Genomic DNA, 14,116 nt, shown 5'->3' with positions numbered 1-14,116 from the left:
CGGGCGAGGACAACAGTTCCATACTACGCCTGCGCCGCGCGCCCCGGAAGGCGCGCGCCCGCCCGCAGCTGACGCCGATCAAGCGCCGGCCCTGCGGCAGGGCCGGCAGTGCCCGTCCCCCCTACCAGCGATACGTCGCGGTGCCCACGACGGTGCGCTGGTCGCCGTAGTAGCAGTTGCCGTAGCCGCAGTTGGCGATGTAGGTCTTGTTGGTCAGGTTGCGGGCGTTCAGCGCCAGCGTCCAGTTCTTGATCTGGTAGCCGATCATCGCGTCGAACAGCAGGAACGACGGGACCTTGGCCGGCGCGCCTTCGCCGTCACCGAAATTCGTCCCCGTGTAGCGGGCGCCGATCCCGACCTTGACGGCGGACTCGAACCGGTAGTCCAGCCACAGTGAGGCGCGGTGCTTGGGCACGGCGGTCGCTTGCTTGCCGACCTCGGCGGGATTGCTGCTTTCGACCACGTCGGCCGTCGGCGTCCAGGTGTAGGCCGCGACGACGTTCATGCGTGGGATGGGCTGGAAGGTGGCTTCAAGTTCCAGGCCGCGCACCAGCACTTCGCCCTTCTGGCTGGGCATCGATTGGCTGTCGTAGGTGATGTAGTTCTTGCGGCGCAGTTCGAAGACTGCAGCGCTGTAGCTGTCCGTGCTCCCGGCGGGCTGGTAGCGCATGCCGGCTTCATATTGCTTGCCGGTTTCAGGCTTGAACGGCTGGCCGCTGACCGGATCGATAGTGGCGGTGGGAGAGAACGATTCCGAATAGCTCAGGTACGGCGCCCAGCCGGCCGGATCCACGTAGACCAGGCCGGCGCGGCTGCTGAAGTGGTTGTCGGGAAAGCGAGTGGTGGAGCCGTCCTGGCGGTTGCGCATCTTGCCCGACACGTCGTCGTACCGGCCGCCTAGCGTCAGCACCCACCGGTCGTTCCATTTGATCTGGTCTTGCAGGTACACGCCGGTTTGCGCCACGGTGATGTCGGCGTCCATCCAGGGCGTGGGGCGTTGGATGCCGCCGCGGCCATAGACGGGGTCGTAGATCGATAGCGGCGGCGCGTAGCCCCCGTTGAAGCTGACCTGGTCGATGGCCGTGCGCTGGTAATCCACCCCCAGCAGTATCCGGTGCTGCCAATCGCCGAAACGCAGATCGGTCTGCGCCTGGTTGTCGACGGTGAAGCTGGAAATATTCTCTTTGCTGCCCGACACGCTGCGCCGCAGGGTCTGGTAGTGGCCGGGTCGGACGGGGCCTCGTTGACGGGCAGATAGCCCAGGGACTGCACCGCCGCGTAGTCCACGCGCAACTTGCCGTAGCGCGCGTTCTGGCGCAGCGTCACCGCATCGCTGACGCGGTGTTCGAACAGGTAGCCGACCATCCACTGCGTCTGATCGAAGTTGTCGTAATCGGGTTCGCCTACGAAAAGATCGGTCGGGATATGGGTGCCGACGGGCGTGGGCACCAGCGATCCCACGGCCGGACGCACCCGCGTATACGTGCCGCCGTCCTTGCGCCCGTATTGCGACAGCAGCGTCAGCGACGTGTCGGCGGACGGGCGCCACGTCAACGACGGCGCAATGTACAGACGGTCGTTGGCGATGCCGTGCGCCGGCATCTCGGAATCCAGCCCCATCGCCGTGATGCGGTACAGCCACTTGCCGTCCTCATCGACCGGGCCTGAAAGATCGCCCGCCAGCTGGCGCCGAGAATGGTCGCCCAACTGCGCCTGCAATTCATGCAGGGGCTCTTCGGTGGGCCGCTTGCTGACCACGTTGACCAGGCCGCCAGGACCCGTCTGCCCATACAGCACGGACGCGGGCCCGCGCAGGATCTCGATCCGCTCCGCGCCGTAGTTTTCCGTCTGCCAGATGCCCCAGTTGCCGTTGTTGCGCAGCGGCATGCCGTCCAGGTAGTAGCCCGGCGAATAGGCGTCGAAGCCGCGGATCGCGATCCAGTCGTAGCGGGAATCGGCGCCATAGGTCGTCGTGGCCACGCCCGGCGTGTAGCCCAGCGCGTCCTTGAGCGTGGTGGCGCCAATGGCGCTGATGCGCTCGGCGGTGACCACCGAAATCGACTGCGGCGTCTCCAGGATGGCGGTGTCCGTCTTGGTGCCCGTGGCGCTGCGCTTGGCCACGTAGCCGGCGACCGGGCCCCAGGCCGTTTCCGTGTTGGCGGTGACGTTGATCGGCGCCAGCGTCGTCACGGCCGACTGCGGCACGCGGCGCAAGGTCAGCGCGCCGCCGGGCAGGGTCACCGTTTCCAGGCCGGACCCCGCGGTGACGCGGCCAAGCGCGTCGTTCAAGGTGTAGTGGCCGTTGAGCGCGGGCGCGCTGATATCGCGGACCATGGCGGGGTCCAGCGACAGCACGCGGTTGTTCTGCGCCGCGATGCGGTTCAGGGCGACCGCCAGCGGTCCGGCGGGGATCTCGTATTGCTGGGTGGTTGCGGTCGGTTGCGCAAGGGCGGCGGGGGAGACCACGGCGACGGCCACCGCTAGGCTGGCCCGATACAAAGGATGCATGACGTACAACTCCGGGTTGCTGATTTCTCGAATTCCTACCCAGAGGTGTATCGACGCCAAAAAACCGGACAGAAAAATTGTAAAAAAACCAGCCGGACCGGGAATCAGGCCCGGTCCACCCACGTCAGCAAGCCGCCGTAATGGTTGATGCGCAACGGCAAGGTCGCCGCCAGCGCGGCCCAGGCTTCATCCGGCCGATCCAGGGAGAACACCCCCTGCACCCGCAGCCGGCCCGCCGCATCGGACACATGCAGCGTGGCCCGCATGTAGGGCCGCAAGGCCGACGCGACGTGTTCCAGGGATGCGTCCAGCACCTCGATCCGGCCCGCTTCCCAGGCCGCCAGCGCCGCAGCCGGCGCGCCGTCCAGGTGGCGGATGCCCGTGGCGTCATAGGCTGCCGCCTGCCCCTCCGCCAGCTGTTCCGTCGCCCCGTTGCGCGCACGTACCCGGACCGTATGCTCCAGCACGGCCGCCACGCTGTGGCCGCTTTCCTTTTGCACCATGTAGCGGGTGCCCAGCGCCCATACCGTGCCGTCATCCGTGCTGACGCCAAACGGGCGGGTTTCGTCCGGCGCCACGGCGGCGATCAACGCGCCGCGCAGCAAGCGGACGCGGCGCACCGCGTTGGTGAATTCCAGCCGTATCCGGCTTTCCGCATTCAGGTGCACTTGGCTGCCGTCGTCCAGCGCAACCGTGCGGCGTTCGCCCATGCCGGTGGTCAGGTCAGCGCGCTGCTGCCATTGCCGCGCGCCAACCCAGGTGGTACCCGCCGCGACCCCTGCCAACGCCAGGGTCTTGCCCAGGAACAGGCGCCGCGAAGGGCCCCGGACCAGCATGCCGCGCAGCGCCGCGCCAGCGGAATCCTGCGAGTGTGCCGCGCCCAGCGCGCGTAACGCTTGGAGCGGCCCGGCCACGCTTTCCTGCAGCGTGGTCCAGGCCTGCGCATGCGCGGGATCCGCTTGCCGCCACTTCTGGAACCGAAGTTGTTCGGCCGCGTCGGCGTCGCCTGCGGACAGGCGCAGCATCCATTGCACGGCCTGGCGATCAATCTCGGGCGTCATGCGAGCCCCTCGCGGCGCACGCGCAGGCAACGTTCAAGCGCCTGCGCCATATGCCGCTGCACCGTGCGCACCGACAGGCCCATGCGCTGGCCGATTTCCTCGTAGCCCAAGCCGTCCAGCTGGCTGTAGAGGAACACTGCGCGCACGGCCGAGGGCAACCCGTGCAACACGGCATCCACCCGCATCAGCATTTCCACGCCCAACGCTACGGCTTCGGGCGACGGCGCCAGGTCGTCGGCATGCAGGGCCAGCCATTGCAGATACGCCTGTTCCAGTTCGCGGCGCCGCCAGAAATGGAACAGCAGCCGTCGGGCGATAGTGGACAGGTACGCCTTGGGTTCGGCGATTGAAGCCACCGGTTCGCGGCTGACGGCGGCTTGCAGGAACGTGTCGGACGCAAGATCTTCCGCGTCCGCGTGATTGCGCAGCCGAAAGCGCAGGCGATCCACCAGCCAAGGGCGATAGTTCACGTATAGGGAAGCCAGGGCGGAATGGGTGGAGTGCTTTCCCATGAACTGAAGATCTTAAAAAATAAGAATAAGTATCATTCAGTATATAGAAAAAGGCGTGCCGCCAGTAGCAGGGAACACCCGTGGGCCGAAACGGTTGCGGGCAGGCAGCCGGGGGCACGGTTCGTCGTGGTGGGTAGGGGAGTGAAAGAGCGCGTCGGCGCGTATGCGGCGTCCCGGGGAAATGCCTGGGGCGGCCGAGGGCCTTGCGATTGCCAAAGGATATTTGGCGGAAGCGGTGAGATTCGAACTCACGAACGGTTGCCCGTTGCCGGTTTTCAAGACCGGTGCAATCGACCACTCTGCCACGCTTCCGGGGTCTGCTGATGTGTCTGGCGGGCGCGTCGGGTCGACTGGCGCGCGCAGATCGGCGATTCGGCCGTCAGGCAAACATTCTGCCCGAACGGCAGCGCGATATGCCGTAAAGGGCGCAATAATAATCCATTTGCTGCAAAGGAGGCACGCGATGCACGCTGTAGAAATCTCCCGCCCCGGCGGCCCCGAGGTTCTGGTCCCCGTAGAACGCCCCACGCCCGAAGCCGGCGCGGGTGAAGTCTTGATCAAAGTCAGCGCCGCGGGCATCAACCGCCCCGACGTGTTCCAGCGCAAGGGCAACTACGCGCCTCCGCGCGGCGTCTCCGACCTGCCGGGCCTGGAAGTGGCCGGCGAAATCGTGGGCGGCGACGTGGCCGGCAGCGGCTTCGCCGTGGGCGACAAGGTCTGCGCGCTGGTCGCGGGCGGCGGTTACGCCGAATACTGTGTCGCGCCCGTGGCGCAATGCCTGCCCATCCCCAAGGGCTTGTCCGACATCGAAGCGGCCGGCCTGCCGGAAACCTATTTCACCGTCTGGAGCAACGTGTTCGACCGCGGCCGCCTGTCCGAAGGCGAGATCCTGCTGGTGCACGGCGGCGCCAGCGGCATCGGCACCACGGCGATCCAGCTGGCCCGCGCGATGGGCAACAAGGTCTACGCGACGGTCGGCAGCGACGACCGCGCCCGCGCCGTCGAAGCGCTGGGCGCCGAAAAGGGCATCAACTACAAGACGCAGGACTTCGTGAAGGAAGTCATGGACGCCACCAGCGGGCGCGGCGTCGACGTCATCCTGGACATGGTGGCGGGCGACTACATCGCGCGCGACATGCAATGCCTGGCCGACGACGGCCGCATCGTCATCATCGCCCAACTGGGCGGCTCGCGCGCCGATGTGGACACGTCCCAGGTCATGCGCCGCCGCCTGACCATCACGGGGTCCACCCTGCGTCCCCGGTCGATCGACTTCAAGGGCGCCATCGCGCGCGCCCTGCGCGAACAGGCATGGCCCTTGCTGGAAAAAGGGGCCATCAAGCCGATCGTGCACGCCACGTTCCCGCTGGCCGAGGCCTCCAAGGCCCACGCCATGATGGAAGGCGGCGAAAATATCGGCAAAATCATCCTGACAATGTAAGAAACGCGCGGCGTTCGGCGTATCGCCGCGCAACAGGATACAATCTCGGGTTTCGCCTGGAATTTTTTCCAGGCAGGCCCGTGGGCGGTCGCGTCATCCCCCGGGACTCACCCTCTCTGACAATTGCGCCATGACTTCAGTCGAAAACCGCGCCCGCCTCGTGCTGGGCAACTGGAAGATGCACGGCAACCTGGCCGAGAACGCCGCGTTGCTGACCGAGTTGCGCGCCGCGGATGCCGCGAGCCACTGCGACATCGGCATCTGTGTTCCGTTTCCCTACCTGGCGCAAGCCGGTTCGGCCCTGACCGGAAGCAACGTGTCCTGGGGCGCGCAAGATGTCAGCGCGCACGAAAAGGGTGCCTACACCGGCGAAGTCGCCGGTGCGATGCTGAAAGAATTCGGCTGCCGCTGGGCGTTGGCCGGCCACTCCGAGCGCCGCGTGCTGCACGGTGAGACCGACGAAATCGTGGCCGCCAAGGCGCAAGCCGCGCTGGCCGCCGGCCTGACCCCCGTGGTCTGCGTGGGCGAGTCGCTGGCCGACCGCGAAGCCGGCAACACCCTGGCCGTCATCGAACGCCAGTTGAAGCCCGTGCTGGCGCTGGGTGCAGAGGCCGTGTCGCGCATGGTCCTGGCCTACGAGCCCGTCTGGGCCATCGGCACTGGCCGCACCGCCAGCCCCGAGCAGGCGCAGGAAGTCCACGCCGCCATCCGCGCCGCCTTGCGCGCGCTGGGCGCGGCGCAGGTGCAGGTTTTGTACGGCGGTAGCGTCAAAGCTGCCAACGCCGCCAGTTTGTTCGCCATGACTGATATCGACGGAGCCCTGGTCGGCGGCGCGTCGCTTGTGGCTGAAGAATTTTTGCGTATTGCCGCCATCTAAGTTTCCGTTCCGGAGTCTGTAATGCCCTTGATGCTTAAACTTCTGCTGGCCGTCCAAGTCTTTTCGGCGCTGGCTATCATCGTTCTGGTCCTGCTGCAGCAGGGCAAGGGCGCCGACATGGGTTCCGCTTTCGGTAGCGGTTCGTCCGGCAGCCTGTTCGGTGCCACCGGCGCCGCCAACTTCCTGTCGCGCGCCACCAAGTGGGCCGCCGTGGTCTTCTTCGCGTCGACCGCCGGCCTGGCCTACGTCAGCCACAAGGGCACCAACGGCCCGGCCGTGGACTCCGGCGTGATGCAGAGCTTCCCGTCCGACCGCTCCGTGCCCCAAGTGCCGGGTGCCGCGCCCGCCGCTGGCGGTTCGTCGGTTCCTGGCTCGGTGCCGGCAGCGCCTGCCGCCCCGGCCAAGCCTGACGCGTCGGTGCCGTCGGTTCCGGCGACTCCCGCTCCCGCTGCTCCGGCTACGGGCGAAAAGCCGGCTGAAACGCCTGCCAAGTAAGTTCGGGCAGGAAGAGAAGAAAGGCCGGCGTTTGCCGGCCTTTTTCTTTGCCGGGTGGCGGGTGTGAGGCAAGGGCGGATGGCGGTGGAGTCCGTGCGATTTGGGGTCGCTTCCGTCATCCGTTCAATTCGTGCTAGAATGCTCGACTTTCTGGCAGTGCCTATGGCGACGCCGGGAAATTGGTGAATGCCGACGTGGTGAAATTGGTAGACACGCTATCTTGAGGGGGTAGTGGCGAAAGCTGTGCGAGTTCGAGTCTCGCCGTCGGCACCAAGAATTCCTCGTAAAAAGCCCGCTGAAACGTAAAGTTTCAGCGGGCTTTTTGCTTTGCGGGCTGGGCGGAGAGAGCGGATGACGCTTTGATCGAATGACCCGCGCGCGCTACTTTTTCCGCTTGCTCCCCTCTTGCGAATACTTGCGCCAGTAGGCGAACTCGTCTTCGCGGACCTCAAGGTCCAGTTCGGAGATGCGCACCTGCAACCGCTCTTGCACATCCGCGACGGCCTGGTTATAGACCGTCGGCCCGATTTCCTCCAGAAAAAACCCTAGCAACGCGCCCGCAGCGATATTGCCGATGGGTTCCTCCATGTGCTCATCGAAATACCGCTGAATCGATGCGATGGCAGTGGCTCGGGCCTGTTTATCCAGTTCAACGCTCATGTGGATTCTGCCTTTCAACGGGGGCTGGTGTCAGGCGACAGTGGCCATCTTCAAAATTGTAGTTGTATACCGGATTACCGGCGCTCCGCATCCATGAGGGTAGCGGTCAACCGCGCCCAGTTGGGCGGCGTGCCGGATCGTCAGTCTATGATTGCTGCCGATTGATAATCGCCCCACTCATGCACATCGAAGCGCGCGTCCGCATCGCAGTCCCGCCTATGGTCGTCGACCACATCTGGAGCGAGGTCGATCGATGGCACCTGTGGGATCCCGATACCAAACAAGCCCATCTGGAAGGGCTTCCTCGAACGATGCAGTCGCTCAAGGCATATGCCGAGCAACGCCAGGCGTCCCATCCATCGCCACATGTTGGAAACGGTCATTTTCTTACGGCCGTCATCAGGGAGGAGCGGCTGTGAAATGGACAATCCCGCATGTGTGAACTGTAATGGTCGCAAGTCCTTGAACCCTCCGGGAGGTTCCCATGATTGACCATACGGGTATCGGCGTGGCCGATGTCGCTCGCTCCGCCAAGTTCTACGACTCGGTCTTGGGGGCTCTTGGCCTGCGCCGCATCATGCAGATTCCTGTCGGCGAGGGAACCGATGCCATCGGCTATGGCGTCGACTATCCGATTTTCTGGATCGACAAGTTTCATCCGCACGGTGTGCAGCAGCACACCGCGTTCGCGGCGAAGAACCATGCGGAAGTGGACGCCTTCCATGCTGCCGCGATGGCAGCGGGCGGAACCGATAACGGCGCACCCGGGCTGCGCGATCCATCCAAAGGCTATCCGCCGGGCTACTACGCCGCGTTTGTGCTGGATCCCGACGGCAACAATATGGAAGCGGTCTTTCGTGGCGGCTAGACAAAAAAAGATGCCAGACTGCATCTCATGGTGAATACGCGGTCTGGCACCTTTTATGCGCCTAAAAGCTATCGGCTTTTCGAAATCACGCCACTCATGTAAGTATTTAAATCGCGAAAATCCTGAACGGTCCAGGAATGTGGCGCCAGCTTTACACCATTTTCTCGCAAAGTCCTTGGAATCAAATCTCCATTCGGGCGGAGTATTACCGAGGAAACTATAACGCCTGGATAGTCGTGGAGTCGCTTCTTGAAAACGGCAGTGGTCAGATCGGGTGTGGGGGGATTGCTCTTCTTGGCCAATGGTCCAGTGCCTTTGATATCAGCTCCATGACACATGGCACATCGTTGGGTAAATAGATTTTTCCCGTTGATGTTTTGCGCGAAGGAGAGCGATGCTTGGGTTAGCGCCAAAACTCCCAGCGAAGTGATGCATAGTGCTCTTACTTTCATTTGGTCTTTTTGTATAAATAAGATAATAATCTGGAGCAACGCCCGGGGAACGCCACTGCAACGTTCGACGCTTTCGATCTTTTGAATTCAATCCGCGTTTCGCAGCGATAAGAGATTGCATTCCACACTCCGGAGGGCTTGAACGACCGCCGACCGCAGATGATTTCGGCCACCGCGCCCGGCGCATTATCGCAGGCGGCACGGCCTGGCGGGGTTGGGCGCACGGGGGATCGGGCTCAGTTGAAGAAAAAGATCCAGCACCTGCCGGTGTCGGGGCGTTGCAGCCGTAGATTGCGGCTCCGGCCCAAAACCTTCCAATCATCCCGGAGAGAGTCAGTGCCCCAATTGTTCCCAGAAGATCGCCTCGACGCAGGGTTTGACGGTTCCAGCATCTGTGTCGTCGCGACTGGTACGCATGGCGATCCGCTGGACCGGGGGGGAAGGAGAGGTCAGGGCACTGATTGCCAAGCTCGAGCTTGGCTTGATGCAATCCAAAGGCGCGGATTAGCAGACCGCTCATGGGTTTGGGACGGACGTTCGCGAATGCGTGCTTCCGGCCAAAAGCGAGCATTCGCGTCACCGCACCGACATCCGAGCGTGGCCGCTTAGGGTCTCGCAGCGGCCATAACCCTCCCCTCCCGTGTCAGCGCTAAATATCGGCTACATCGCGCAGCCGTACGCCGGAGAAGTTGGCCGCACTCAATGCATCAAACATCGCGCGGTCGCAGATAAAAGGTGCTCCCATGCGATCCTGGCGGAAGATATGGGCATCTCCCACAACATCCTGTTTGAACACCAAGCTGGCTCCGCCAACGAGGCTATAAAGCTTCTCGTCCTCGCCGGTCTGATAATTGTGGCTGAGCTTGATCCTCACGCGAGAAGCTGCTTCATCCAGGGCATCGAGTGTGCGCAGCACATTGCCTAGGTAGTATTGAGGGGCGGGGCTGCCGTCAGCAAGGCTGAAGTCGCATGCCACAAATGCAAACGCCTCGGCGTCTAATTGCTCAAGCAGTTGCTTCAACGGCTCCGACACAATCCATATGCCAGCGAGCTCTTCCAGATCGCGTGGCATTCCGCCCTTCTCCGGTACATGAACCAGGTGCGGACGCTCCGGATACTGATCTGGCATTCCATTAGGACGCGAGACGACATTCATCCCCGGATCGATCAGCTTCTGTTCGTTGGCGATGTCTATGCCGGGAACCCTGCCGTTTCCCAAGAAGCTGGCGTCGATCAGGAAAAATTTGCCCTTATGAGATGCGGCTTTGCCTGAAACTTCAATGGCGGTGGGTTCGGTCACGGTGGCTTCCATCATGGATGTGGGCACAGAACGGGAATGCAGGTGAGCAGATGCTAACGGGGCTTTAGCGCAGCCACAAGTTCCGGCGAAATGATGCCTGTGATACTTGATTCACTTGGCCGCTTCCGGCCAGGAGCTGCCTTTCGAGGAAAGCAGATTTTGGTCGAAAGTAGATGTTCAACTCGCTCTACTTTCCGCTCTTTGTGACCTGCTGCGCAAGGCTGTAATTCACTCAAAAAGTTGATGCCGCTGCCGGAAAATGCATTGAATGAACCGAGCGTTATCAGGATGAAAGCATGACCTGGGCGCTCCCAGCTCACTCCGTGGCGTCAAAGGACTCGTGATATTGCACAGTATCTGCAGGCAAATCACCGCCGAAAGACAAGGCTTGGAAATACTCTTGGGGAACCCCAGGCAGCTCCAAACCTGCGTACGCTTTGAAGCCAAAGCGACCGTAATAGCCAGGATCACCCAACACTACGCATCCAGCTGCACCCTGGTCTTGTAACTCGGCAAGAGCAGCTTTCATCAGGGATGAGCCGATACCCTGGCCTTGGCGGCGCGGCAATACGGAAATTGGCCCAAGCCCATACCAACCTGCAGTACCGGAAGACAAGGTGACTGGGGAAATGGCGACGTGCCCAACGATTTCATCATTCTCCACTGCAACCAGCGAAACTGTTAATTGTCCTGCTTGGCGTAGTGCATCGATAATAAATTGCTCGGTGTGGCTGGAGTGTTTTTCCTGCTCAAATGCCGCAGCAGTCAGTTTGAATATGCGTTCGATGTCTTCAGATCGTTCATTGCGGATATTAAAATTCATATTGAGTTTTTCTCTAGTGTCTTGATCGAACAGGCCCCGTAGTGTGTTGAACAGGGCAGTGTTTTTTGTGTACTGGTTGCCACAGGTCAGGTTGAACGCATAGTCAAATCCAGGTGGATTGATGCCTTGGTTGTGCTGCAGGATCGTCTCCAGCTTGTTGAATACGCTGAGCGTGCAGTCGGAAAGCAACTGGCCTTCTCGGGTATAGCATTCGACCGCCCTGACACGGCCCAAAGCGTCGCGTTGGTGCGAGATGCGGCCGCCTTTTGCGAGGACGTGCGGCGTCCGTTGTTCCGATTTTTTAATATTCATGATATCGACCCAATTAGTTTCAGGGCTTGATGAACAATGTTTCGAGACTAGGCGCTGTTCTTCTGCAACACGAAAAACTGGTAGCCGTAGTCATCGAGGAAGCGCTCGTGGATATCAATCTCGTCCTTGATATCTGCCAGCGCCTTTGAGGAAAATTCTTGTACGGACAGCTCTGCAATCTTTTCGCGCAGGGGGCCCAAGTAGTTTTCCCACGCATGTTGGCTTAATGGAAAACTACATACGACTCGATAGCCCAGTGATGTAATGCTGGAAACGCGATTCTCCAGCGTTGTCATGCCAGGGTAGTTTTTCTGCCAGAACGATGAGGCTTCAGAACGCGGATTATCGGTCAGCCATATCAAATCACTTACCACCAGGAACCCTTGCGGTCTGATAAACCGCCGCCAGCTTTTGAGGGCATTACCAAAGCCCATGATGTACGCGCTACCCTCGGCCCAAATAGCTTCAAATGAACTGCCTTCAAACGGCACTTCGGTCATGCTGGCGCACAGCAGCTGGACGTGATCTTCCAATGCATTGGCTGCGACAGCCTCTTTTAGGCACGTTAGGTTGTACTCGTCGTTGTCCAAGGCGGTGACCAGCCCTTGGGTATGTTTCGCCAGTAGCAGCGTGCTCAGGCCTCGGCCGCAACCGATATCCAGCAGGCTCTGCGGCACAGTGGGTAACGCATAGAGTGCTTGCAATGTATCCTCAGCCGACCCCGGCCCTAGGCGATCCAAACCATCAAAGATTCGCTCGAAATCGGCCATATAGTGGTCATGCTCATTCATATCCTTTGATAACCACTTCAAGCGTAGTGCCTGCTTTTCGTTGAAACCTTGCTTCAGCAACCAAGCTAAATGAGCGCCTGGAGCCTGGCTGTCCAAAGCTTGGTGCCAACCACGCATGGAGGCTTTTCCAAGCATTGCTGCGAGCAGATCTCTAGATTGTTGTTTCTGCGCGATCTCCTGTTCCAGAGCCTGGAATCGCTCAAGTAATAATGACCTGTCTATTCGTGTTTCTAAGCACGCTTGGCACTCTTTTAATGTCAGCCCACCTGCTTGAAGCTGCTGCAGCAATTTCAACTGCTGCAGGTCGTGCTCTGAGTACGTTCGATATCCATTGGCCTGCCGCTGGGATGAGATCAACCCCAGCTTCTCGTAGTAAAGCAGCGTAGAACGGCTTAAACCCACTTTCAGCGCCAATTCGGAAATGCGATACATGACCTTTCCCTCGTTCTAGGGCGTAAACCATAAACCATGAAGTTATAGACAGGTAAAGAGAAAATTGGCTACAGAGCCTTTTTTCGTTGCGACAATTTCCGTGCTTGGTCGGTAGCAGTTTGTGCTTTGAGTGAACGATTCTGGACGATTGCTGCCCTCCCAAAAGGACCGCAACGGGTCGAAAACTGCCAGTCTTCGACAACCGCTTCCGGCCAGGAGTGGTCGTCCGGACGATTCCGGATATGCTGTTTCCACATACAAGCAACCCGAAATTCTAGTTCCTGGCGAAATGATGACAACCGTTCGAGCTGGCTATGAGCAACAACTATGCGACCTCGTCGAATCCTCTGAGCAACTGATGGCTGCGCTGCGGGCGGTTCGCTGCCTTGGTTTGCCCTCGTGGTGCATCGGTGCAGGGGCCATCAGATCCTTGGTTTGGGATAGCTTGCATGGCTTTCAGGAGCCCTCGAACTTGGATGACGTGGACGTTGCGTACTTTGATGCCGAAGCGCCTCTAGCTCTGGATGCCGAACTTCAAGAGCGGCTGCATTGGCTCCTTCCCTCGCTCACTTGGGAAGTGACAAACCAGGCCAGAGTGCACGAGTGGTTCGCAGAAGCGCTCGGCCAGGTGGTTTCACCCCTAACGTCTTTGGACGATGGGCTGGCCACTTGGCCAGAGTTTGCCACTTGCGTTGGCATTTACCTGGACGGTGATGAATCATTGAAGGTCATAGCGCCGTACGGATTGAGTGACCTGTTTGAACTGCGAGTTCGGCACAACCCTCGGCGGGCGAGCGTCTCAACGTTTATGCACCGCGTGAGTTCCAAGCGATTCGGCCACCGATGGCCTCGGCTATCAATCTGTACACCCTGACCGCACATAGGACCGCTGTGGGTCGAAAACGGGCGGCCGTTTTCGCCCAGAAACGCCGTCGGCGCAAGGCAACTGCGGCTGAGCTTCCCTGACACGATAGACTAAGAATTCTCCAATCCTGATGCGTTGCGACTATGCCTCCTCAAACGAACGTCCGGCTAGCCCAGAGCTACGACATCGATTCGATCATTGAACTGGATCCGATCGCCAAGCAGGAACTGGCTAGAAGGACATTTATCGCCAATGCGGTGGCCGCGGGCCAATGCTGGGCCGCGGTAGAAGCGGAATGTGCTTCTGCGCTAATCGGTTACGGGGTGCTTAACAGATCCTTCTTCGAGCACGACTTCATCCCGCTAATCGTGGTCAAGGATTCTGCACGGCGCCGTGGCGTCGCGACGGCAATCATGCGGACGTTGGAGTTGCGATGCCAAGGAGGCAAGTTGTTCACGTCGACGAATACTTCAAACATCGCGATGCGCCATTTGCTCGGACAGCTTGGCTTTATCGAAAGTGGCCAAATTGAGAATCTGGATGATCAGGATCCTGAACTCGTGTTCGTGAAGCTGAGAACATCCTTGTAAGAACCGCCGCACACCGGGGGTTGGCAGGAAGCCGACGCGCTTTTCGTACCTGCGTCGACTCCGTGAAGAGCCGGACTTGAAATTGTGAGCTGCCCGTGGTCGCCCCAATGAGCGCTTAAAAAGAATCCC

Annotated in this window: 15 protein-coding genes, 2 tRNA genes and 2 pseudogenes; 7 read left to right on the top strand and 12 right to left on the bottom strand. The window is 60.7% G+C overall.

Annotated elements, in window-relative coordinates; genetic code table 11:
- Positions 1 to 121: 121 nt before the first annotated feature.
- From A9973_RS31200 to A9973_RS19115, 5 genes and pseudogenes are all read right to left on the bottom strand, one after another.
- Positions 122 to 1,198, bottom strand: a complete 1,077-nt coding sequence (locus A9973_RS31200; protein ID WP_370539507.1) for a TonB-dependent siderophore receptor — start codon at positions 1,196 to 1,198, stop codon at positions 122 to 124.
- Between the two features lie 629 nt (positions 1,199 to 1,827).
- Positions 1,828 to 2,334, bottom strand: a pseudogene (locus tag A9973_RS31195) (TonB-dependent receptor plug domain-containing protein); the annotation flags it as partial.
- A gap of 278 nt (positions 2,335 to 2,612) precedes the next feature.
- Positions 2,613 to 3,569: a FecR domain-containing protein gene (locus tag A9973_RS19125; RefSeq protein WP_183015277.1), complete on the bottom strand. Its 957-nt coding sequence runs from the start codon at positions 3,567 to 3,569 to the stop codon at positions 2,613 to 2,615.
- Positions 3,566 to 4,081: a sigma-70 family RNA polymerase sigma factor gene (locus A9973_RS19120; protein WP_183015276.1), complete on the bottom strand. Its 516-nt coding sequence runs from the start codon at positions 4,079 to 4,081 to the stop codon at positions 3,566 to 3,568. The genes A9973_RS19125 and A9973_RS19120 overlap by 4 nt, the downstream gene beginning before the upstream one ends.
- 224 nt (positions 4,082 to 4,305) lie before the next feature.
- Positions 4,306 to 4,393: transfer RNA gene (locus A9973_RS19115), tRNA-Ser, on the bottom strand.
- A gap of 151 nt (positions 4,394 to 4,544) precedes the next feature.
- Between A9973_RS19115 and A9973_RS19110 the strand changes: the two genes are divergently transcribed.
- From A9973_RS19110 to A9973_RS19095, 4 genes are all read left to right on the top strand, one after another.
- The gene (locus A9973_RS19110) at positions 4,545 to 5,522 is read left to right on the top strand and encodes an NAD(P)H-quinone oxidoreductase (protein WP_183015275.1); all 978 of its coding nucleotides are present in this window, start codon (positions 4,545 to 4,547) and stop codon (positions 5,520 to 5,522) included.
- 130 nt (positions 5,523 to 5,652) lie between these two features.
- Positions 5,653 to 6,399, top strand: a complete 747-nt coding sequence (tpiA, locus tag A9973_RS19105; protein WP_183015274.1) for a triose-phosphate isomerase — start codon at positions 5,653 to 5,655, stop codon at positions 6,397 to 6,399.
- Between the two features lie 21 nt (positions 6,400 to 6,420).
- Positions 6,421 to 6,894, top strand: coding sequence for a preprotein translocase subunit SecG (gene secG, locus A9973_RS19100; RefSeq protein ID WP_183015273.1), 474 nt, complete (start codon positions 6,421 to 6,423; stop codon positions 6,892 to 6,894).
- 188 nt (positions 6,895 to 7,082) lie between these two features.
- Positions 7,083 to 7,167: transfer RNA gene (locus tag A9973_RS19095), tRNA-Leu, on the top strand.
- 108 nt (positions 7,168 to 7,275) lie between these two features.
- Here A9973_RS19095 and A9973_RS19090 read toward each other — a convergent pair.
- Both A9973_RS19090 and A9973_RS19085 read right to left on the bottom strand, forming a co-directional pair.
- Positions 7,276 to 7,554 carry a DUF2164 domain-containing protein gene (locus A9973_RS19090; protein ID WP_183015272.1) on the bottom strand — a complete coding sequence of 93 codons (279 nt, stop codon included), beginning with the start codon at positions 7,552 to 7,554 and terminating at the stop codon, positions 7,276 to 7,278.
- Between the two features lie 140 nt (positions 7,555 to 7,694).
- Positions 7,695 to 7,937 (bottom strand): hypothetical protein, encoded by a 243-nt coding sequence (locus A9973_RS19085; RefSeq protein WP_183015271.1) that lies wholly within the window; start codon positions 7,935 to 7,937, stop codon positions 7,695 to 7,697.
- 101 nt (positions 7,938 to 8,038) lie between these two features.
- On the opposite strand from A9973_RS19085, the gene A9973_RS19080 reads away from it, so the two are divergent.
- Entirely contained in the window at positions 8,039 to 8,422 is a 384-nt protein-coding gene (locus A9973_RS19080) for a VOC family protein (RefSeq protein ID WP_183015270.1), read from the top strand.
- 68 nt (positions 8,423 to 8,490) lie between these two features.
- On the opposite strand, the gene A9973_RS19075 is transcribed toward A9973_RS19080, so the two are convergent.
- From A9973_RS19075 to A9973_RS19060, 5 genes and pseudogenes are all read right to left on the bottom strand, one after another.
- Complete coding sequence (locus A9973_RS19075) at positions 8,491 to 8,874, bottom strand: cytochrome c (RefSeq protein ID WP_183015269.1); 384 nt, start codon at positions 8,872 to 8,874, stop codon at positions 8,491 to 8,493.
- A 649-nt stretch (positions 8,875 to 9,523) separates the two neighbouring features.
- Positions 9,524 to 10,189: an imm11 family protein gene (locus A9973_RS19070; protein WP_183015268.1), complete on the bottom strand. Its 666-nt coding sequence runs from the start codon at positions 10,187 to 10,189 to the stop codon at positions 9,524 to 9,526.
- A 301-nt stretch (positions 10,190 to 10,490) separates the two neighbouring features.
- Positions 10,491 to 10,997 (bottom strand): GNAT family N-acetyltransferase, encoded by a 507-nt coding sequence (locus A9973_RS31190; protein WP_255469229.1) that lies wholly within the window; start codon positions 10,995 to 10,997, stop codon positions 10,491 to 10,493.
- A 159-nt stretch (positions 10,998 to 11,156) separates the two neighbouring features.
- A pseudogene (locus A9973_RS31185) lies at positions 11,157 to 11,309 on the bottom strand (YjhX family toxin); the annotation flags it as partial.
- Positions 11,310 to 11,356: 47 nt separating this feature from the next.
- The gene (locus A9973_RS19060) at positions 11,357 to 12,532 is read right to left on the bottom strand and encodes a MerR family transcriptional regulator (RefSeq protein WP_183015266.1); all 1,176 of its coding nucleotides are present in this window, start codon (positions 12,530 to 12,532) and stop codon (positions 11,357 to 11,359) included.
- A gap of 289 nt (positions 12,533 to 12,821) precedes the next feature.
- Between A9973_RS19060 and A9973_RS19055 the strand changes: the two genes are divergently transcribed.
- Together A9973_RS19055 and A9973_RS19050 are read left to right on the top strand one after the other, a co-directional pair.
- The gene (locus tag A9973_RS19055) at positions 12,822 to 13,406 is read left to right on the top strand and encodes a nucleotidyltransferase family protein (protein WP_370539506.1); all 585 of its coding nucleotides are present in this window, start codon (positions 12,822 to 12,824) and stop codon (positions 13,404 to 13,406) included.
- Positions 13,407 to 13,540: 134 nt separating this feature from the next.
- A complete protein-coding gene (locus tag A9973_RS19050) occupies positions 13,541 to 13,987 on the top strand; it encodes a GNAT family N-acetyltransferase (RefSeq protein ID WP_183015265.1) in 447 nt (148 codons plus the stop codon).
- The last annotated feature ends 129 nt before the right edge of the window (positions 13,988 to 14,116 follow it).

It is taken from the genome of Achromobacter sp. UMC46 (assembly GCF_014170335.1).
Classification (GTDB): domain Bacteria; phylum Pseudomonadota; class Gammaproteobacteria; order Burkholderiales; family Burkholderiaceae_B; genus Achromobacter.
This window is presented reverse-complemented; position numbering and strand designations above follow the sequence as displayed.

Excerpts from the sequence above, each read along its gene's own strand:
- A9973_RS19125 (WP_183015277.1), bottom strand. The coding sequence starts at position 3,569 with ATGACGCCCGAGATTGATCGCCAGGCCGTGCAATGGATGCTGCGCCTG.
- A9973_RS19120 (WP_183015276.1), bottom strand. The coding sequence starts at position 4,081 with ATGGGAAAGCACTCCACCCATTCCGCCCTGGCTTCCCTATACGTGAAC.
- A9973_RS19110 (WP_183015275.1), top strand. The coding sequence starts at position 4,545 with ATGCACGCTGTAGAAATCTCCCGCCCCGGCGGCCCCGAGGTTCTGGTC.
- tpiA (WP_183015274.1), top strand. The coding sequence starts at position 5,653 with ATGACTTCAGTCGAAAACCGCGCCCGCCTCGTGCTGGGCAACTGGAAG.
- secG (WP_183015273.1), top strand. The coding sequence starts at position 6,421 with ATGCCCTTGATGCTTAAACTTCTGCTGGCCGTCCAAGTCTTTTCGGCG.
- A9973_RS19090 (WP_183015272.1), bottom strand. The coding sequence starts at position 7,554 with ATGAGCGTTGAACTGGATAAACAGGCCCGAGCCACTGCCATCGCATCG.
- A9973_RS19085 (WP_183015271.1), bottom strand. The coding sequence starts at position 7,937 with ATGACCGTTTCCAACATGTGGCGATGGATGGGACGCCTGGCGTTGCTC.
- A9973_RS19080 (WP_183015270.1), top strand. The coding sequence starts at position 8,039 with ATGATTGACCATACGGGTATCGGCGTGGCCGATGTCGCTCGCTCCGCC.
- A9973_RS19075 (WP_183015269.1), bottom strand. The coding sequence starts at position 8,874 with ATGAAAGTAAGAGCACTATGCATCACTTCGCTGGGAGTTTTGGCGCTA.
- A9973_RS19070 (WP_183015268.1), bottom strand. The coding sequence starts at position 10,189 with ATGATGGAAGCCACCGTGACCGAACCCACCGCCATTGAAGTTTCAGGC.
- A9973_RS31190 (WP_255469229.1), bottom strand. The coding sequence starts at position 10,997 with ATGAATTTTAATATCCGCAATGAACGATCTGAAGACATCGAACGCATA.
- A9973_RS19060 (WP_183015266.1), bottom strand. The coding sequence starts at position 12,532 with ATGTATCGCATTTCCGAATTGGCGCTGAAAGTGGGTTTAAGCCGTTCT.
- A9973_RS19055 (WP_370539506.1), top strand. The coding sequence starts at position 12,822 with ATGATGACAACCGTTCGAGCTGGCTATGAGCAACAACTATGCGACCTC.
- A9973_RS19050 (WP_183015265.1), top strand. The coding sequence starts at position 13,541 with ATGCCTCCTCAAACGAACGTCCGGCTAGCCCAGAGCTACGACATCGAT.